This window comes from Silvanigrella aquatica (assembly GCF_001907975.1).
Classification (GTDB): Bacteria; Bdellovibrionota_B; Oligoflexia; order Silvanigrellales; family Silvanigrellaceae; genus Silvanigrella; species Silvanigrella aquatica.
Genome location: NZ_CP017834.1, coordinates 3289832 through 3309138 on the forward strand (window position 1 = coordinate 3289832; position 19307 = coordinate 3309138).

General features: G+C 33.7%; 16 protein-coding genes. 10 read left to right on the forward strand and 6 right to left on the reverse strand.

Annotated elements, in window-relative coordinates:
- Positions 1–26: 26 nt before the first annotated feature.
- Positions 27–959: a DMT family transporter gene (locus AXG55_RS14065; protein ID WP_148698732.1), complete on the reverse strand. Its 933-nt coding sequence runs from the start codon at positions 957–959 to the stop codon at positions 27–29.
- A 192-nt stretch (positions 960–1151) separates the two neighbouring features.
- Between AXG55_RS14065 and tgt the strand changes: the two genes are divergently transcribed.
- Positions 1152–2261: a tRNA guanosine(34) transglycosylase Tgt gene (gene tgt / locus AXG55_RS14070; protein WP_148698733.1), complete on the forward strand. Its 1110-nt coding sequence runs from the start codon at positions 1152–1154 to the stop codon at positions 2259–2261.
- Between the two features lie 146 nt (positions 2262–2407).
- Here the strand turns inward: tgt and AXG55_RS14075 are convergent, their stop codons facing one another.
- Positions 2408–2911, reverse strand: a complete 504-nt coding sequence (locus AXG55_RS14075; RefSeq protein ID WP_148698734.1) for a CarD family transcriptional regulator — start codon at positions 2909–2911, stop codon at positions 2408–2410.
- Between the two features lie 662 nt (positions 2912–3573).
- Here AXG55_RS14075 and AXG55_RS14080 point away from each other — a divergent pair.
- Genes AXG55_RS14080 through AXG55_RS14090 form a run of 3 tightly spaced genes read left to right on the forward strand, consistent with a single transcriptional unit; the run spans position 3574 to position 8237 of the window.
- Positions 3574–5202, forward strand: a complete 1629-nt coding sequence (locus AXG55_RS14080; RefSeq protein ID WP_148698735.1) for an HD domain-containing protein — start codon at positions 3574–3576, stop codon at positions 5200–5202.
- A gap of 12 nt (positions 5203–5214) precedes the next feature.
- A complete protein-coding gene (locus AXG55_RS14085) occupies positions 5215–7368 on the forward strand; it encodes a thioredoxin domain-containing protein (RefSeq protein ID WP_148698736.1) in 2154 nt (717 codons plus the stop codon).
- Positions 7369–7385: 17 nt separating this feature from the next.
- Positions 7386–8237, forward strand: coding sequence for a pyruvate, water dikinase regulatory protein (locus AXG55_RS14090; RefSeq protein ID WP_233231251.1), 852 nt, complete (start codon positions 7386–7388; stop codon positions 8235–8237).
- 13 nt (positions 8238–8250) lie between these two features.
- Here AXG55_RS14090 and cysS read toward each other — a convergent pair whose 3' ends face one another.
- The 3 genes from cysS to lpxC form a co-directional block, all read right to left on the reverse strand.
- A complete protein-coding gene (gene cysS, locus AXG55_RS14095; RefSeq protein ID WP_148698738.1) occupies positions 8251–9723 on the reverse strand; it encodes a cysteine--tRNA ligase in 1473 nt (490 codons plus the stop codon).
- A gap of 6 nt (positions 9724–9729) precedes the next feature.
- Positions 9730–10851 (reverse strand): molecular chaperone DnaJ, encoded by a 1122-nt coding sequence (gene dnaJ, locus AXG55_RS14100; RefSeq protein ID WP_148698739.1) that lies wholly within the window; start codon positions 10849–10851, stop codon positions 9730–9732.
- A gap of 204 nt (positions 10852–11055) precedes the next feature.
- Positions 11056–12021 carry a UDP-3-O-acyl-N-acetylglucosamine deacetylase gene (gene lpxC / locus AXG55_RS14105; protein ID WP_148698740.1) on the reverse strand — a complete coding sequence of 322 codons (966 nt, stop codon included), beginning with the start codon at positions 12019–12021 and terminating at the stop codon, positions 11056–11058.
- 396 nt (positions 12022–12417) lie between these two features.
- Between lpxC and AXG55_RS14110 the strand changes: the two genes are divergently transcribed.
- From AXG55_RS14110 to AXG55_RS14125, 4 genes are all read left to right on the forward strand, one after another.
- Positions 12418–12915, forward strand: coding sequence for a single-stranded DNA-binding protein (locus AXG55_RS14110; RefSeq protein WP_148698741.1), 498 nt, complete (start codon positions 12418–12420; stop codon positions 12913–12915).
- Positions 12916–13222: 307 nt separating this feature from the next.
- The gene (locus AXG55_RS14115; protein WP_148698742.1) at positions 13223–14323 is read left to right on the forward strand and encodes a DUF819 family protein; all 1101 of its coding nucleotides are present in this window, start codon (positions 13223–13225) and stop codon (positions 14321–14323) included.
- A gap of 8 nt (positions 14324–14331) precedes the next feature.
- Positions 14332–15060, forward strand: coding sequence for a M15 family metallopeptidase (locus tag AXG55_RS14120; RefSeq protein WP_148698743.1), 729 nt, complete (start codon positions 14332–14334; stop codon positions 15058–15060).
- A gap of 10 nt (positions 15061–15070) precedes the next feature.
- Positions 15071–15982, forward strand: coding sequence for an ATP-binding protein (locus tag AXG55_RS14125; RefSeq protein WP_148698744.1), 912 nt, complete (start codon positions 15071–15073; stop codon positions 15980–15982).
- A gap of 11 nt (positions 15983–15993) precedes the next feature.
- Here the strand turns inward: AXG55_RS14125 and AXG55_RS14130 are convergent, their stop codons facing one another.
- Entirely contained in the window at positions 15994–17001 is a 1008-nt protein-coding gene (locus AXG55_RS14130; protein WP_233231253.1) for a histone deacetylase family protein, read from the reverse strand.
- Between the two features lie 193 nt (positions 17002–17194).
- On the opposite strand from AXG55_RS14130, the gene ugpQ reads away from it, so the two are divergent.
- Positions 17195–17923, forward strand: coding sequence for a glycerophosphodiester phosphodiesterase (gene ugpQ / locus AXG55_RS14135; protein ID WP_233231254.1), 729 nt, complete (start codon positions 17195–17197; stop codon positions 17921–17923).
- An 84-nt stretch (positions 17924–18007) separates the two neighbouring features.
- Positions 18008–19300, forward strand: a complete 1293-nt coding sequence (gene ugpB, locus AXG55_RS14140; protein ID WP_233231255.1) for a sn-glycerol-3-phosphate ABC transporter substrate-binding protein UgpB — start codon at positions 18008–18010, stop codon at positions 19298–19300.
- The last annotated feature ends 7 nt before the right edge of the window (positions 19301–19307 follow it).

Sequence of the window (19307 nt, forward strand, 5' to 3'; positions counted from 1 at the left end):
ATTTTGGGAAATAGAAATAATTTAATTTATTTTCTCGAATTCTTTTTTACTTTTTCTTTTTGACTCATCTTTGACATAAAATTAAAGTAGTCTGAAGAGATTAAAACCCCTAAAATAACTACTACCCCCCCTAAAATAGCTGAAATTGCCAAAGGATGGCCCATCACCAGTGATGTCAAAACGGTAAATACAGGTACGAGATTAAAAAATACCACCGTTTTAGGGACGCCTAATTTTTCGATCCCAAAATTCCAAAACAAATATGCTAATGCGGAGCCAAAAATAGCCATAAATATCAGTGCGCCATAAACATTTAGTGGAAGAGTTGAAATTTCAATCCATGAAAAATTTGGAATTGCTAATATAAATAAAAAAATAGTTCCCACAAGCATAGTCATTACTGTTGTCACTAATGGTTCTGAGTTTTTAAGATATTTTCTCCCAAGTACTCCATATAAAGCCCAGCAAAAATTTCCTAAAATAATAATCCAATCACCTATAGCAACTTCTAAATTTTTTAATGTTAACAAGGAACCATTTGTAACAACAATAACAACACCAAATAAGCTTAATATCATCCCTATTTTTTGACTTATTTTAATTGGATCTTTTAATATAATATAAGAAAAAAATGAACTTAAAATTGGATTTGTTGCCATTATGAGAGCTCCATTTAAAGGAGTTGTGTATTTCATTCCCCAAAAAAATAGCTCGTTAAATCCTGCAATTCCAATAATTCCAAGCACAATATATATTTTATAGTTTGTTTTAATTGATTTTTTTAATTTCACTTTCTTGATAATGACAATAATTAATATGAGCAATGTGGCAATAGCAAAACGCCATGCTGCTGCTGCGGTAGGGTGCATATAATCTACAACAAATTTACCAATATTAAAATTTGTACCCCAAAAAAATGTTGTTAATACTAGTAAAATAATAGATAAATTTTTTGACATTTTAACCTTCCTAAGAATTTAGGATTTCGGTGATAATATTTTTAAATTCTCATTTAAATCATTCTAATATAAAAAAATAGACAAATAAAATAGGCATTTATTTCTTGATATTTTTAAAAAAATTGTTAAAAAAGAAGACTTCGACCAATGTTTCATTGGTGTTTTTAATTCCTTAAAGATTAGGCTTGCATCATGGCACTTAAATTTGATTATCTTGCAAAAGATCCCCATTCCGAAGCAAGAAGAGGACGCATTCATACCGCACATGGAATCATTGAAACACCGGTGTTTATGCCTGTAGGAACATTTGGCTCTGTCCGCACCTTAGATCACACAGAACTCGAAGATATTGGTGTTCAAATCATTTTAGGCAATACATACCACCTCTATTTGCGACCCGGTCCCGAAATATTAAAAGATCTGGGTGGCTATCATAAGCTTATTTCATGGAATAAACCCATTTTAACGGACAGCGGTGGATTTCAAATTTTTTCTTTGCCACACCAACGGGTTATTAGTGAAAAAGGCGTTACTTTTAAAAGCTATATCGATCAAAGTTATAAGCGTCTGACACCAGAAAGTGACATTGCATTTCAAGAAGTCATCGGATCCGATATTATGATGGTTCTCGATGTTTGCGTCCCTTCCACAAGCTCCTATGACGTCTGTGTCGAGGCCATGAACCGCACCCACCGCTGGGCGAAAAGATGCAAGCAAGCCAAAACCAGAGAAGAAAATTCTTTATTTGGCATTGTTCAGGGCGCTATTTTTGAAAACTTACGCACAGAAAGTGCGGAAGCCCTCACAAGCCTCAATTTTGATGGCTACGCCATTGGAGGACTTGCCGTAGGGGAAAGCGATGAAGAGCGTGATCATTTCACAAGATTTTCCGCAAAATTACTCCCCGAAAACAAGCCGCGCTATTTAATGGGCGTCGGCACGCCACACGATTTAGTGAGAAGCGTGCTTGCAGGAGTAGATATGTTTGACTGCATCATCCCTACAAATCACGCACGCCAAGGTGTAGCCTATACTTTTGCAGGCAAGGTTAAATTGCGCCGTGTTTTTCATGCGAGAGAAGATAAACCCATAGATGAATCTTGTGCTTGTTACGTTTGCAAAAGATTTTCAAGAGCTTATTTGCATCAGCTTACAAAATGCGAAGAACCTACAGGATGGAAATTAATTTCTTATCATAATACCTGGTTTTATGAACGCTTGATGGAAAAAGTAAGAGAAACTATTGTAGATGGAACCTTTTCTACTTTTGCTAAAAATTTCCTAGAAAATGCGGAAGAGTAATCGCTATCTCTTTCTGCGAAAGAAGATAGCGAAAATAATTCTTAAAAACTTGTATCTAACTCTTATTACACATTTTTTAGATATTTTGTATAAAAAAAGCCCCCGATCTATCGGAGGCTTTTTTTTAGAATCTTTTTACTTTAAAATTATATAGCAAAAAGAATATGATTTAGTTCATGCTCAATAACGCTTTTTTCTTCTCCACGAGCAACAGAAATTTCTGAAACGAGCATATTACGCGCACGCTCAAGCATTTTCTTTTCACCAAAAGAAAGTTCTTTGTCGGAACTCAAAGAAGAAAGGTCTCTCAAAACTTCAGCAATTTCAACTAAATCACCTGTATTTAATTTATCATTTAGCGCTCTAAAACGACGATTCCAAGTGGCAGTAGATTTTTTGGAAGGAGATTGCAATATTTGAAATACTTTTTCAACATCAGGAAGCGAAATAACAGAACGTAACCCAACAGTTTTTGCAGCTCTTGTAGGAACCATAACTTTAGCGCCAGTGGAATGAATTTTTAAAACATAAAAATCTTGTTGCGCACCGCCAATACTGCATTCTTCAATATTTTCTATAGTCCCGACACCGTGACAGGGATAAACAGCTTTTTGGCCGACGATAAAATCATAGAACTTTTCAGCACTCATGCTGCAAGACCTCCAGAAAAAAGAAAACCCGTTGTACCTTGTAGGAATATTCAAGCGAAACAACGAGAAATACTTAAGTTTTTAATGAAAAAATAATATGTTAGCAAAAATAAATGATCTGTTATTTAATTTAAGAGATATTAAATTCGAATATAGCAAGAAGCCCCCACAAGCATTATGACAATGCTTTAATAGTTATTCTCAGATAACTCTCTCAAAAAAATTCTAAACTTAACAGTTGCGAAAAATATAGGAATTCTCTCCAAGAAAGAATCCCAATCTTTGTTCTTTCATTTAGATGATTCAAAAATGAAAGTTCCTTAGTTGATTCCAGTCTAAAATCCTTAAAAAAACATAGCTCTAGGATTTGACATAACTAAAAAAAACTAATAATCACTCGCTTTAGAGAATATGTTTAAAATCCACTCTTATTGAAAATAGAGTATTAAACAACATTATTCCAGTTAAGAAAGACTTTCTTAAATAAGAAATACCTATATTTCATTGATTATAAACCCACTCTAACAAGACTGTTTTCGTAAGTCAAAGCATCTATTAATTTACCTAGACAAACCCATTTTGTCAATTTATTTTGCATAGTAATTGCGCACCTATTTAACATTAATGCCTTTTTTGTTAAACAGCATTTTGAAGGAGATCGCATGGCAATGACCGCAGTTCAAAAAAGGTATTTCACAATTGACAAAAATACATCTAAGCTTGTTTTTACTGGAAAAATACGTGATTCTTTACACGATACGGTACCTTTCACAGAAGCAGAAAAAACAATCATAAATACTAAAGAATTTCAAAGACTTAGAAGAATAACCCAGACTGCTTTTACTTATTACGCTTTTCCTGGTGCTACCCATACCCGTTTTGAACATTCCCTGGGGGTTATGCACGTTGCGACACTTATGCTTCATACCATTATGACAAATCAGCGCAGGTTATTGGAATCTCTTGATTTTGCTAAAGAATCGACGCCAGATCACATTTTTCAAAACATGCTTGAAAACGAAAAAAGTTATGGTTCTTTAACTTTAACAGAAAACGTTCTCCATTTTTTAGAAACAAGTCCTTATTTATTTCAATGCTTGCGATTCGCCGCTTTACTCCATGATGTTGGCCACGCACCCTTTAGTCATTCAGGCGAAAAATTCATGATTTCTTGGGAATCATTTTCTGAAAAAATAGATGAACTTGAATGCCCATTATGGTTAAAATTAGCATTTAAATTAAAAATTTCAAAACTAAAAGAAAATTTTCAAAACTTAACTGAAATAAAAATTCGTCATGAAGTGTACACACTTCTTATCGTTTCAAAAATATTTAAATATGATGATGAGTATTTATCAGAAAAAATGGCTCAAGATATTTGTGCCATACTCGATCTTTCTGTTAAACCCTATTCTGGAAATGATTTAGAAAAAAGTGGTTTGCAAAATTTACTGCATGAAATTGTCAGCGGAGAAATTGATGCCGACAGAATGGATTATCTACTCAGAGATTCAAGAGAATGCGGTATTGTCTATGGTTATTTCGATTTAGGACGCATTTTAGATTCCCTTGGATTTTATTACGATTATAAAAAAAATAAGTTTCATTTAGCCTTACGCCGCAGTGGATTATCTGCATTTGAAGATTTTCTCAGAGCGCGTTGGAGCATGTATCAGCAAGTCTATTTTCATAAAACTGTGACCGCATGCGAAGCCATGTTGCAAAACATAAATAAACAACTACCTCATTTTAATTTACCTTTAGATTTAAATGAGTATTTATTATTAGATGACAATAGTTTTTATCGTTATATTGAAACAAAATATTTAAATGATTCAAACTCTTATACAAAAGAATTATTAAATGATTTGATTTACAATAGAAAACTTTGGAAAAGAGTCTATGAAGAATGTATTCCTAAAAATGCAATTAGACTAATACCTTCCTTATGTCCTGCAATATTAAATTTTGTTCAAAGTTCTGATTTTCCTTCAGAGCTCATTGAGAACAGCACAAACTTAACAAATTTCTCTCCCAAAGGAAAAGAAACTTCCTCAAAAAATAATTTAAAAATAATAATTAAGGACGTTCATTCTTTAAAATATTTAGAACCTGTAGAACAACACAGTTCTCTTATTAACAAATCTGATGAAGAAATTATTATCCGTAGAATTTATGTTTCAAGATATAAATTAAATCATGAAGAAATTAATTCTAAAGAAATTCAAAAAAAGATATCTGAAAAAATAATTAATCCAGATCAATCTTTAAATCAATTTGATAATAATTAATTAGGATATATTATGAAAATAAATAATAATGAAAATAAGTTAGCAGAAGAAACTAGTCTTTATTTACTTCAACATAAAAAAAATCCTGTACTTTGGTTTCCTTGGGGAAATGAAGCATTTGAAAAAGCAAAATCTGAAAATAAACCTATATTTCTTTCTATTGGATATTCCAGTTGTCACTGGTGCCATGTGATGGCTCATGAAAGTTTTGAAGATCAAGAGACTGCAGATTTAATGAATGAATTATTTATTAATGTCAAAGTAGACAGGGAGGAAAGACCTGACATAGATGAAATTTACATGGAAACTGTGATGCTCATGACAAATCATGCAGGTTGGCCCTTGAGCGTATTTTTAACTCCCCAATTAAAACCATTTTATGGTGGAACTTATTTTCCTCTCGAAGCAAAACAAGGCTTCCCCTCTTTTAAGGATATTCTGAAATCTATCTCCGCTTTTTATCATGATAATAAAAACAATATTGATGAAAGATGTTCTAAAATAATAGGTTATTTAAAAGAAACTTCTTACCAATCTAGTTTAGTAAATCTGGAAGAATATATTTCAGATAAAAATATTACAATTGACAAAATTGTAGATAAAACTCTACCATTTTATAATAATTTACTAGATAAACTCGACTCTATTTCTGACAAAAACTATGGCGGATATGGAAGTTCTCCTAAATTTCCTCAACCTTCCAAAATATCTGCCATGTTATTTTCTAAAAATAAACATCATCGTTCACATGCGATTTTTACCTTAGATCATATTCGCTGCGGCGGAATTATGGATCAAATTGGTGGTGGAATATCGCGTTATAGCGTAGATGAAAAATGGCTGGTTCCTCATTTTGAAAAAATGCTTTATGACAATGCACAAATTATTTCTCTTTATGCAGTAGGAAGTGCTTTATTATTAAATGAAAATGTTTCTTTAGCAAAAGAATTTTCTAATACTGCTGAAAATATTTTTAATTATTTAGAACGAGACTTAAAATGTAAAAAATCAGGCTTATATTTTAGTGCTGAAGATGCGGATAGTGAAGGTGAAGAAGGTTTATTCTATACTTTTTTAGATGAAGAATTTACAAAATTATTCGAAAAAAAATTTGAGCTTTACGACTTTGCTAAGAAATATTATAAAATATCTTCTTTAGGAAATTTTGAAGGCACTCATATTTTAACAATACCTCATGATTTTAAAAAGTTTTGTGCTCAAGTTTCTATTGAAATAGAAGAAGGAATAAAATTTTTAAACGAATCTAAAAATATTTTGCTTCAAGAAAGAAATAAAAGAGTACGACCTGCTTTAGATAATAAGTGTTTACTTTCCTGGAACTCTCTTGCAGTAACAAGTTTCATTCAATCTGCTATCTCTTTAAATAATTCCAATTTATTAGAACGTGGTTTAAATTTATTGCAGAATATTTTTATTCATTTTAAAACCCCACTAGGATATCAACATGTCTATATTAATGGACAAGCCAAAATAGAACCTTTTTCAGATGATTTAGGATTTTTATTAGAAGCCTGTATTGAAGCACTTTTTATTACAGGTTGTGAAGCGTTAATTTCAGAAATTTTAGATATTTCAAAAACAATACATAAAAATTATATCGATCCCATTTCAGGAACTCTCTATTTTTCTAAAAATCAAGATGATCTTATTAATAGACCCATAAAACCTGAAGATAATGTTATTTATAGCCCTAATTCTGCCATATTTGGTTCTCTTACTAAATTTATTGTTTGGTTAGGAGCTACAAACAATTATGATAAAATATCATCAAGTGATCATAAAATGTTGGAGTCTCTCGCCCTTATTTCTGTATCAAATACAGTTATTTTATCTGAAAAATCTCCTCACGCTTGTGCTAAAATGTTACAAAAATTAAAATATCTTGAACATAAAAACGTGATTATTATCAACGATAAATTAAATAGAATTCCCTCATTAACAAGCTTCCACCATGCTTTTTTGACTTGTGTAAAAAAATTAAATGAATACTCTGTGGTGGGAAGTGATTTGAACTCTAAATTTGATTTGTTAAATATTCATGAATATAGTAAAGAACTATTAAAACAGGAAAGCGAAAGCAAATATTCTTTTTGTAGCATTAAAGGGTGTTCTCTTCCTACTGACAATTTATACAATTTGTTCTAGAGAAAAGAGGATATATGATGAACAAAATAAATTCTAATTTAAACATTCCCAATATATTTACTGTTTCCGATGGAACAGGAGAAACCGCTTTAAGCATCGTACGTGCTGTCCGAGTGCAATTTGAACATGCGGAAATGCATATTGAAAGATACAATAAAGTCCGCAATCGGGAAATGTTAGATGATATGCTCCTCTCTGCAAAAAATAAAAATGCCACTGTTGTTGCCACTCTTGTTGATCCTGAATTGAGGGTTTTTTTAATTTCACGTTCTATGCAACTAGGCGTAAAAGTTGTTGATGTCCTTTTTCCATTACTGGAAACGTTATCAGAACAGCTAGGGAGTCGTCCTAGTGCTATTCCAGGCCTTCTTCGCCAACTAGATGAGGGTTATTTCAAACGCATAAGCGCCATCGAATACACCGTACGACACGATGATGGCATTATTTCAAATGATTTGCCCAATGCTGATATTATTTTAGTCGGGGTTTCGCGCACCTCTAAAACACCTCTTTCTATGTATCTTGGCCATAAAGGCTATAAAGTCGCAAATATTCCTTTAGTTCCAGGAATAGATCCTCCCGCAGAACTTGCTAAAGTAGATCAAAATAAAATCATTGGACTTATTATCGATCCTTCACGCCTCGCCGAAATACGCGCCGCGCGTATAAATGCTTTAGGCACAGATGATATTGGTGATTATGCTGATTTAGAGAAAATATTTGAAGAATTAGAGTGGAGCCGCGAAATATTTAAAAGAAATAAACGTTGGCCTATATTAGATGTGACAGGTAAAGCATTAGAAGAAAACTCTGTAGAAATCGAAAAAATTATTTTAAACCGATTTCCACAGTTATCCGATGAACAATAAATTTAAAATTTATTCAAATAATTACTGTCCACTTTGTTCCTGAAGGAGCGTCTTGAATTTGAACGCCTTGAGATAATAATTCGTCCCGAATGGCGTCAGATTTTGCCCAGTCTTTATTTGCGCGCGCTGTTTTTCTTTCTTCAATTTTTTGCTCAATTTCCGTTGCCGAAATTTCAGAAGCTAAATTATATTTTCTTAAATGAGCAAAAAATTCTTGTGGTTCCTGTACTAATAAACCCATTGAGTTTTTAATCCAATTTTTAAATTCTGGCCATTTTGTTGATAATAAAAATTTATCTTGTTGATTTAATGTTTTTCCCGATTTTTCAAGAGCATTTAACTTTGTATTTACAGTTCTCATAAAATCAAAAAAGACCGCGAGAGCTGCACTGCTGTTTAAGTCATCGCATAAATATTCTCTCATTTTAGGTATGAGAGACTCTAACTCTTTAAAAATAAAATCCGCAGTTTGATTTTGTTCCTCTTCTTGTTTACTAGAATAACCATCAACTAAAGAAACAAAACGATATATTTTGGCTAATTTTTTTAGATTTTCAGTGGTCATTTCAAAAGTAAAATCGAGAGGCTGTCCATAGGAAATAGATAGAAATACAAGACGTAACACTTCAGATGGATATTTTGCCAAGAAATCTTTTATAGCTACGTAATGATTTGTACTTTTACTCATTTTTTCGCCATAAAGAGTCACCATACCTGCATGTAACCACGTAGAAGCAAGCGGTTTACCCGTTGCCCCTTCAGACTGTGCGATTTCGGCTTCATGATGTGGGAAAATGAGATCTCTTCCCCCCATGTGAATATCGATGGAATCACCAAATAAAGAATGGATCATAGCGGAACATTCCACATGCCATCCAGGACGACCTTGCCCCCAAGGAGAATCCCAAAAAATTTCACCTTCTTTTGCAAATTTCCACAAAGCAAAATCGAGAGCATCCTCTTTCGCTTCATCAACCTCAATGCGGGCTCCTGACTTCAAATCATTGATTTTATTTTTACTGAGCTTGCCATAGTCAGCAAATTTACGGACACGATAATAAACACCAGATTTACTGACATAAGCATAATCTTTTGCAATTAAAGTTGTAATGACATCGATTATTTGAGGTATATTTTCTGTTACTTTAGGCTCGTGTTGCGGACGCTCTAAATTAAACAATTGCAACATTTCATCTTGCTCAGAAACATAACGAGAGACAAGTTGCGCACAAGGAATCCCCTCTTGGTTTGCTTTATTTATTATTTTATCATCAACATCTGTAATATTACGAGCCCATTCAACATCAATATCATTATCAATTAATGTGCGATAAAGTAAATCATAAGAAAAAAAAGTACGGCTATGACCAATATGCGTGTTACCGTAGGGAGTCACGCCACAACAATACATTTTTACCTTACCTTCATGTAAAGTTTTAAATTTCTCTTTTTTTCCAGTAAGTGTATTAAAAAATTGCATTGTCATGTGTTATTACCCAAAAATTTTATCAAAAAACCCGTTATTATTTTTTACGTTCTGTCCTACTTTTTGAGCAAAAGCTCTTAAATGCTCTTCTGCCTCTTTATTTACTTTCATAGGAATCTCAACATTGACTTCAATAATGAGATCACCTTTACCTCTACCATATTTTTCGAGCTTAGGTATCCCTGCGCCTTGAATAACAAGACGCTGACCAGGCTGAATTCCTGCAGGAATTTCCACTTGACGCGGCTCGTCTTCAAAGCAGTCAATACTCACATCTGTGCCTAAAATAGCTTGAGCGACACCTATTTTAAGTGAATAAACCAGATCAAAATCTTCTCGCTTAAACTGAGGGCTCGCTTCCACTTCTATGAAAACATAGAGATCACCAGGAGTGCCCCCATTAATGCCGCCTTCACCCTCTCCAGAAACTCTTAAGCGCATTCCTGTATCAATACCCGCTGGGATTTTTACATTAATATTAGAAGATTTGGTTTGAAAACCTGTTCCCTTACAATCACCACATGGAGTGGAAATACTTTTACCACTGCCATTACAGTCAGGACATGTTGATGCGTAAGTAAAGAAACCTTGCTGCACTGCCACTTGTCCTTGTCCACGACAGGTTGAACAAGTGACAGGTTTGGTGCCTTTTGCCGCTCCCGATCCTTCACAAGAAGTGCAAGATGTTTTGCGCGGAATTTGAATTTTTTTCTCCGTGCCTAATACGGACTCTTTAAATGAAACTTTCAAATCGTAACGAAGATCGCCGCCTTTACGTGCTCTGTTTCCACCGCCACGTTTTCTTCCACCGCCCATACCAAAGAGGTCTTCAAATATAGAGCCAAAATGCTCAAAAACATCGTCAACATTGCCAAAGCCAGCACCACCAAACCCATTTCCACTGACACCCGCATGACCAAATTGATCGAAGCGTTGGCGTTTTGCAGGATCACTAAGAACTTCATAAGCTTCTGCCGCTTCCTTAAACTTTTCCTCTGCGACTTTATCTCCAGGATTGCGGTCGGGATGGTATTGAACCGCCAGCTTACGGTAAGCTTTTTTAATTTCATCTGCTGAAGCGGATTTCGATACTTGTAAAATTTCATAATAGTTGCGTTTTGTAGTCATCTAAAAATACTCCAGGATACTGTCGGGGTTAGCGATGCGGATCGACAGGAAAAACAAGGTTGCGGAGAAAACTTAACCTTGATTCAAAGAGAGTCAACAATTCAAAGGCAATATTTATTATATTTAAGAAAATATACCCGTAAACGAAGAAAAAAAGAATAAGGCTTCCCTTATTTATGTTGTCAGAAGCGTTTATAGAGGAGTTTAACCTACGGCGAGACCGCTGAGGCTGACTTGAACTTCTTCCAAAGATTTTGGAAATGTAAGTAAAGATTTTAAACGATTTGCTTCACGAACCGAAGGAACACGAATGGTTCTTGCAGATACGTTTTCTAAAATAGCTCTTGCTAATTTATTGTGCAGATCGTGACCTGCTTTATGAGCAATGACATGACCTAGAAGAGGCATGCCCATTAAATGAAGATCACCAATACAATCAAGTACTTTATGTTGTACAAATTCAAGTTCATGACGCAAGCCATGCGCATTGAGCACACCTTCTGTCCTTGAAACCAGAATGGCATTTTCCATGGAGCCCCCTTTGGCTAGACCACGGGAGAAAAGAAACTCAATTTCTTCCTTGAGGCCAAAAGTACGAGCAAACGAAAAACTTTCACAAAAGGCTTTTGCCGTATAATCCATAGTCACAGACTGACGACCAATAGCCGCCACACCACCGAAATCGATCACATAAGAAATGAGAGGCTTTTTAGAAGGTTCAATACGAATAAAGCGTGTTGGATTTTTTTCATCCACCACTTCTATTGTTTTTTCAACAATTAAAATCTTGCGAAACTCTTTCAACTCTTCAATACCTGCTTCATTAAGAAGCACTAAAAAAGGGGCTGAAGAACCATCCAATATAGGCATTTCACTATTATTTACGGCAACGATAGCATTATCAATGCCAAAACCAAAAAAAGCCGCCATTAAATGTTCAATTGTAGATATATATGCTTGAGGACTACCAATACGGGTCGCAAGGCTTGTGTCAAATACCGCTTCCGCATTTGCTTTTATATAAGGTTTATTAGGAAGATCAGTACGTTGAAAAACAATTCCGGTATTTGCAGCGGCAGGGCGAATTTCAACAGAAATTAAATTTCCAGAATGAACTCCAACACCTGAGAAGGATACAGAGCGTTTTAATGTTCTTTGGAAGTTATTCATAATTTCTCCATACAAACCAAAACAAATACAGCACTTATCGTCAATTCCGAGTTAATGTCAGCAGGAACAGCCCAAAACACGCCCTTATAGCTAGCATTTTAATAATAGTGTCGCAAGTATAGGGATGTTTTAGACATCATTATCTGTAACATAACATATCTATCGGAAATTATAACCCGATCCCTAGTAAAATTTTACTGAGTCACCCAGGTTATATATGATAAAAATTTTGACTTTTTAGTTAAAAAAACAGAAATGAACATTAACTGGTCAATATAAATAAAAAAATTACAAGCGAAAGAAACCTGATTGACGCTGTGAAGACCGCGCTATAAGCCTATTGTGTGGGCAAGGCGATCCCCCATGCTTATTATTTGCACATTTAAGGAGCTTCTTATGTCTGGAGTAAACAAAGTCATTCTCGTCGGTAGGTTAGGGCAAGAGCCCGAAATTCGTAGCACAACAAGCGGGCAACAAGTGTGTACCCTTAGCATTGCCACAAGCGAAACTTGGGTAAAAGATGGTAACAAAGAAGAAAGAACAGAATGGCACCGCGTCGTGCTCTGGGGCAGACAAGCAGAAATTGCTCACAAATACCTCAAAAAAGGACGCCTCGTTTATATCGAAGGAAAATTACAAACACGTTCGTGGCAAGATCAACAAGGCCAAAAACGCTATACAACAGAAATTGTTGCTAATAACATGCAATTCTTAGAAAGTATGAGCGGCAATTCTCCTTCCAACCGCGATACACAGGACATGCCACCTATTCATGACAACAACGACGCTCCTTATTATTCAGGAGCAGGTGGTTACGATAACGCACCGCAAAAAAATAGCAGCTCTGCATTCAGTAGCAACTCACGCCCTATGGATGACGACATTCCGTTTTGAGGCTCAATAACTGAAAATTTTTAAAGCAGAAAATTTTATTTTTAAAAAATATTCTCGTTACTTTAAGGTGTTTTAAAGTAGCGATTTTTTATGTGCTATTTTCAAATCAAAAATAATTAAATTTAAATAAATTACCAATTTTTTAAAAATATTTTTAATAGCTTTGCATTATTAAGAAAAATTGACAACTAAATAAACATCGGTATGTTGTCTCTTGAGGATTTAAAAAAAGATCCTCTACATAATATTATATGCCACCAAAAATAATATAATTATATTATTTTTTTAGTATGAAGAATGATTATCTATGTCCACTGAAATATTACTGCTTATCATTTTTGGATCTGCTTTTGCCTGTTATTATATTGAACGCAAAATAGCTTGGATTTTCCATGCAAGCAGTGTTTGCTTATTAATTCTCTTTGCAATGTTTTTAAACCAAATTGGGTTTATACCTACTGAAACAGAATTATATGACCATTTACAAAGCTCATTTTTATTAATAGCTATAGTTATGATCACCCTAAACTTTAATTTTAAAGATATTTTAAAAATTCCTTTAAAAATTTTAATTGTGTTTGTTGTAGGCGCAATCGGCAGTATGGTGGGTGGTATTTTATGCGGTTACATTGCTTCATACGAACTTGGCATTGATGCGTATAAAATAGCAGCACAACTCACCGCAAGTTACATAGGCGGCTTGGAAAATGCAGCCGCAATGCAAAAAGTCATAAGTATACCGAATCATTATTTTATTGCTTCATTTACCTTAGATAATGTTGTCACAAGCCTCTGGATTATTATTTGTATATACTTTTCAAAAGATAAGAAAAATGAAATTGATATTGAAGAAAATGACGCAAGCAGTTTTGATGGTGTAAAAACCTCTATTTTAAGTGTATTTGCGTGTTTTTTTGTAGCACTAAGCGTTTTATTTATTGCAGATTATTTAGCAAAACATGTAGGATACCTACATAAAATTCTATGGCTATCTCTTTTAACAATCATAGCAGGACACATTCCATTTTTAAAAGAGTTTTATAAACCAGGATATGTGATTGGCGCAATTTTATTTTCTGGATTCTTTTTCGCAGCAGGAGCAATTTCCGATTTAAATGAAGTTATGAAACTTCCTAAATTTATTATAGCTATGCCATTTATAATAGTATTTGTACATGCTATATTTATAATAGCAGCAGCAAAAATACTAAAGCTAAATAACATGACACTTTTTATAACATCACAAACTTTAATTGGTGGCCCCGGCACAGCGGTTGCGATTGCACAGGCAAAAAAATGGAAAAGCGGAGTCTCTATTGGAATTATACTTGGTGTTTTTGGCTATTCGATAGCTAATTTTTTTGGCGTTTTTGTATTTAATATATTACAATTTTTTGCTCCACAATAAGGAATATTATGATTCAAAAATTAATTGAGACCCCGATTTATTTTGACTATAAGCTCCCTACTAAAAATGACATTGATTGGCTTAAAATTAATACTAAATCCGTTAATGTTGAGCAAAATTTTAGAATAAATGCGGCTCATTCATACAGAGAAATTAAACTCAGCGGAACGCAAAACATTATGCTTGCGCGCCAAGCGTTAGTATTAAAACTCAACGAAATTCTTGAAATTTTACCAAATAAATACAGCTTTAAAGTATTTGATGCCTTTCGTACTGTGGAAACACAATTTGCATTATTCAATTATATCTATAACCAGCAAAAAGAAATAAATCCCAAATTAAGTCACTCCGAACTTTATTCGATTACAAGAGAATTTATTATTCACCCAGAGGAGACATCGAGATTTGCTATACCGCCCCACAATAGCGGAGGAGCTATCGATTTAACTCTAACTTGCGATGGAATTAACTTGGAAATGGGAACAGATTTCGATGCCATTACACCACTTTCCCAAACAAATTATTTTGAACAAGAATATATTTCAGAATGTGGATTTACAAACGAAAAATGGCTTGAAATTAGAAACAACAGAAGAATTTTATTTAATGCCATGAAACATGTGGGCTTTACAAATTTTCAAGTGGAATGGTGGCACTACGATTTAGGCGATTGCATGTGGGCAATAGAACTTCAACAAAACTGGTACTATCCCTCGCTTGAAAAAGAATTAAAATAGAGAATACTTAATGAGAGCAATATATAATTTAAAAACAATTAAATTTGAAAGCTGCGCTCCGATAATTAAAAAAATAATTGGAACTTATTTGTGCTTTTTATTTATTTTATTTGTTATTTCTTCAATTATTTTTTTAAATAATTTTAAACAATTTTTTTCAGAAAATCATGTTTTTAATATAACAACATTTATAACAATAACATTTTTTATAATTTCTTGTACCTTAGTTCTTTTATTATGGATCATCCTCAAAAACATCATCTCCCCTCTGGTTAAACTTATAACTCACTCAAAAAACTCAACGACACTGCAAGAAAAAGAAATTCCAGAAAATATTTCATCTGAAATAATAGAATTGTATAAAATAACCAACGAATCTATTGCGCGCATTAATGAATATCAAGAAAAAAAAATTGAAAATGAAAAAAATAAAGCTATTGCCATGACCACGCAAATGCTTGCCCACGATATTCGAAAACCATTTCAAATATTGAAGATCTCACTTGAAATTATTTTAAAGCAAAAAGATAGTGATAATTTGAAAAAAATTGCCTTAGAAGTATTACCCGAAATTGATCGTACTATTAAAAAAGTGGAAGGCATGATAAGCGATGTCCTAGAAATAGGTAAAACAAGTGAAAACATCAGTCTCACTCCTACCGACCCCGAATTATTTATTGAAAATACACAAAAAATATTTAATAAATTCTACACGCAGAAAAAAAATGGAACAGGGCTTGGACTTGCCATTGTGGAAAAAGTGATAAAGGAACATGGAGGCAATATTTACTGCACTTCTGAAATGAATTCAGAATTTCCTGAAGGCAAAGTTGAATTTTGGTTTACTTTGCCTATTGCGGAAGGATATTTAAAATACCAAACAATAAATAATTATGATAGAAATAATGAATTAAATATTTAATTATACAAAAATTAGTGAAAAGCACTTAAAAAACTTTCCACATTTCCGCCAAGGGCACTTACTAAATAACCACCTTCTTGAAGAATAATTGTTTTTTTATTCATAGCGCGAAATTCTCTGCCTAAGCGGTTAAAATCGGCAATACTTATATTAAAATGGCCAATGGGATCGCCGGCTTCAATATCAAAACCGGCAGATAAAATAAGATAATCTGGTTCCATAACTTGAAAAGCTTTATTCATTCCATTAAGAAGTGCTTTAAAATATTCAGAGGGGGAGGAAAGAGGCATTAAAGGAACATTCATATTATAATTTACGCCATCATCAATTCCTTTTTCTTCTTCAAAACCCGTAAAATAAGGATATTCCACTAACGGATGAGCATGAATGCTGAAATAGAAAACTTCAGAGGAATCATAAAAAATGCTTTGGGTTCCATTGCCATGATGATAATCGAAATCGACAATCATAACGCTGCCCGATTTTAATAAATATTTTGCAATTATGGCGGCATTATTAAGGTAACAATAACCTCCAAACATATTTTTAGAAGCGTGATGCCCAGGAGGGCGGCAAAGAGCATAAGTAGGTTCACCTGTTTTTTTAGTATGTATTGCTGCGGCATATGCGGTACTGGCAGAAGCAACAGCGGCACTCCAAGTGTTATTCATAAGAGAAGTGCCTGCATCAAAACAATAATAGCCTGCTCTTTTAGGAATAAAAGGTTCGTGCCTAGAAATTCTATTGTCACAAGGAAAAACATAGGGGCATATAATTTCATCATTTTTTAAATTTTGCGATGACTCTAAAAAATGCAGATAATCTTCATCGTGAACGTTTGATATGGCATCATAAGGTAAGATTTCAGGAACTATAATTTCATAATTACCAGCATGTCTAAAAGCCTTTAGAATGGAGTCAACACGAGTCACTTTATCATTATAGGGATGAGCTTTTCCGTTATAAACTTCTTTTTTTATAACGTGCTTTTTTTGAAGTGAGCTGTAAAAAATTTTCATGGAAATTACTTTCTTATTTGACCTATTGAATAAAGTAACTAGAACCCCGAAAATCATAACTGAATCATATTTAAGATTCCATAATATAAGAAAGTATTTAAAAAAAAACAGGGAGACTTGTAAATTTCAAAAATCAAATTAGTATAGGCCTGATTATCAATTGGTGTCAATGCAAAGCTACGGGGGATTAATAATGTTACAAAAAATTAACATTCCTAAAATAATTGGACACAGAGGCGCCAAAGGTCATGCCCCTGAAAATACAATAGCATCATTTCGAAAAGCAAAAGAATTAGGCGTAACATGGGTTGAATTTGATGTAAAAGAAACAGAAGATGGCGTTCTTATTATTATGCATGACGATGAACTTGATAGAACAACAAATGGAAAAGGTGCCATTGCAAAAAAAAATTGGGCAGTCATCAAAGAACTCGATGCAGGATCTTGGTTTCACTCTTCATTTTCTAATGAAAAAATTCCCACTCTAGAAGAAACATTTTTATTACTTAAAGAATTAAACATGGGTGCAAATATAGAAATTAAGCCTTGCCCCGGAAGAGAAGAAAGAACGGCAATTGCTGTTGGAAAAGCAATAAAAGAAAAATGGCCACAAGAACTCCCACCTCCATTAGTTTCGAGTTTTAGTATGGATTCGCTCGTTACCGTAAAAAAAGTTTATCCCAATTTGATTATTGGCGCTTTATTTGAGACACTACCGGACGATTGGAAGAAAATTATTTTAAAGGTTCAAGCGCAAACAATTCACATTGATCATGAAGTTGTCAACGCAAAGATGATTCAAGAAATGAAAGACGCAGGATATCCCGTTCTTACGTATACTGTGAATGATCAAAAAAGAGCTCGTGAACTATTTAATATAGGAGTTCATTCTATTTTCACTGATTTTCCATGGAAGGAATAATTATATTTTAAATTTTTGCTAATAATTTGTTATCAAACGTATTCAGTTTTCAAAATTAAAATGTTTTCCAAAGGAGATTTATTAATGAAATCATTGAAGCTCGCGACTTTAACTTCTTTAATGGCAATAAGTTATAATGCACCCGCATTTTCAGTAGTAGATCTTCAATTTTGGCATGGCTTATCAGGACAAACAGCGGAATATTTAAATGACATGATTAATGATTTTAATAAATCTCAAAAGGAATATCATGTCACAGCTGTTCGCAAGGGCAGCTATCAAGAAACTATGATGGCAGGAATTGCGGCATATCGTGCTAAAAAAAGTCCGGATTTAATTCAAGTATATGAAGTCGGTACCGCAACAATGATGGCAGCTCAAGGCGCTATAATACCTGTTTCAAAATTAATGACGGACAATCATGCTAAGTTAGATATAAAAGATCTTATTCCTGCCGTCAAAGGTTACTATAGCCATGGAGAGGAACTTCTTTCTTATCCTTTAAATAGTTCTTCTCCCGTTATGTACTTCAATAAATCCATATTTAAAAAAGCAGGACTCGATCCCAATTTACCACCAAAAACTTGGGATGAGCTTTTTAAATATGCAGAAAAAATTAAAACTTCAGGAGCAGCGCCCTGCGGATTTACATCCGCTTGGATTGCTTGGATACAACTAGAAAACTTTAGCGCATGGCACAATGTTCCTTATGCAAGCAACAGCAATGGAATGAGTTCAAAGACTCCAAAACTGCTATTTAATTCTAAAACACAAGTGTCTCACTGGGATAATTTACTAAAAGCAAATAAAGCAGGTTATTTTACATATTATGGAAGAACAACTGAACCAGAAATGGCATTTACAACTCAAAAGTGTGGTATATACTTCGACTCTACAGGATCCTATGGAGATGTGAAACAATCAAAAATTGACTTTGGCGTGGCTAAACTTCCTTACTATCAAAATGTCCCTGGCGCCCCACAAAACACTATTATTGGTGGTGCGAGTATGTGGGTTTTTAATGGTATTTCTGCTGAAAAACAAAAGGCAGCAGCTCACTTTATTTCTTATTTAAGTCAACCTGAAGTCATTGCAAAATGGCACACAACAAGTGGCTACCTACCCATATCTAATTCTTCATATAAATTTTTAAAAAATGAAGGTTTTTATAAATTAAACCCAGGATTAGAAGTTGCTATTTTTGAATTAAATAATAAGGTACCAAATGATAATTCTAAAGGATTAAGAATAAGTGGACTCCCCGAAATTCGTAATATTATTGAAGCAAATTTTGAGTCCATGTTATCAGGAAAATTAACGGCTCAAAAAGCTCTTGATGACGCTGTTGAAAAGGGTGATGCTATTATTAAAAAATAAGGTGAAT

Bases quoted from the DNA above. Each gene is read 5' to 3' on its own strand.
- AXG55_RS14110 (WP_148698741.1), top strand. From the start codon at position 12,418: ATGTCTGGAGTAAACAAAGTCATTCTCGTCGGTAGGTTAGGGCAAGAG.
- AXG55_RS14115 (WP_148698742.1), top strand. From the start codon at position 13,223: ATGTCCACTGAAATATTACTGCTTATCATTTTTGGATCTGCTTTTGCC.
- AXG55_RS14120 (WP_148698743.1), top strand. From the start codon at position 14,332: ATGATTCAAAAATTAATTGAGACCCCGATTTATTTTGACTATAAGCTC.
- AXG55_RS14130 (WP_233231253.1), bottom strand. From the start codon at position 17,001: ATGAAAATTTTTTACAGCTCACTTCAAAAAAAGCACGTTATAAAAAAA.
- dnaJ (WP_148698739.1), bottom strand. From the start codon at position 10,851: ATGACTACAAAACGCAACTATTATGAAATTTTACAAGTATCGAAATCC.
- ugpB (WP_233231255.1), top strand. From the start codon at position 18,008: ATGAAATCATTGAAGCTCGCGACTTTAACTTCTTTAATGGCAATAAGT.
- AXG55_RS14075 (WP_148698734.1), bottom strand. From the start codon at position 2,911: ATGAGTGCTGAAAAGTTCTATGATTTTATCGTCGGCCAAAAAGCTGTT.
- AXG55_RS14065 (WP_148698732.1), bottom strand. From the start codon at position 959: ATGTCAAAAAATTTATCTATTATTTTACTAGTATTAACAACATTTTTT.
- cysS (WP_148698738.1), bottom strand. From the start codon at position 9,723: ATGACAATGCAATTTTTTAATACACTTACTGGAAAAAAAGAGAAATTT.
- tgt (WP_148698733.1), top strand. From the start codon at position 1,152: ATGGCACTTAAATTTGATTATCTTGCAAAAGATCCCCATTCCGAAGCA.
- ugpQ (WP_233231254.1), top strand. From the start codon at position 17,195: ATGTTACAAAAAATTAACATTCCTAAAATAATTGGACACAGAGGCGCC.
- lpxC (WP_148698740.1), bottom strand. From the start codon at position 12,021: ATGAATAACTTCCAAAGAACATTAAAACGCTCTGTATCCTTCTCAGGT.
- AXG55_RS14125 (WP_148698744.1), top strand. From the start codon at position 15,071: ATGAGAGCAATATATAATTTAAAAACAATTAAATTTGAAAGCTGCGCT.
- AXG55_RS14080 (WP_148698735.1), top strand. From the start codon at position 3,574: ATGGCAATGACCGCAGTTCAAAAAAGGTATTTCACAATTGACAAAAAT.
- AXG55_RS14085 (WP_148698736.1), top strand. From the start codon at position 5,215: ATGAAAATAAATAATAATGAAAATAAGTTAGCAGAAGAAACTAGTCTT.
- AXG55_RS14090 (WP_233231251.1), top strand. From the start codon at position 7,386: ATGAACAAAATAAATTCTAATTTAAACATTCCCAATATATTTACTGTT.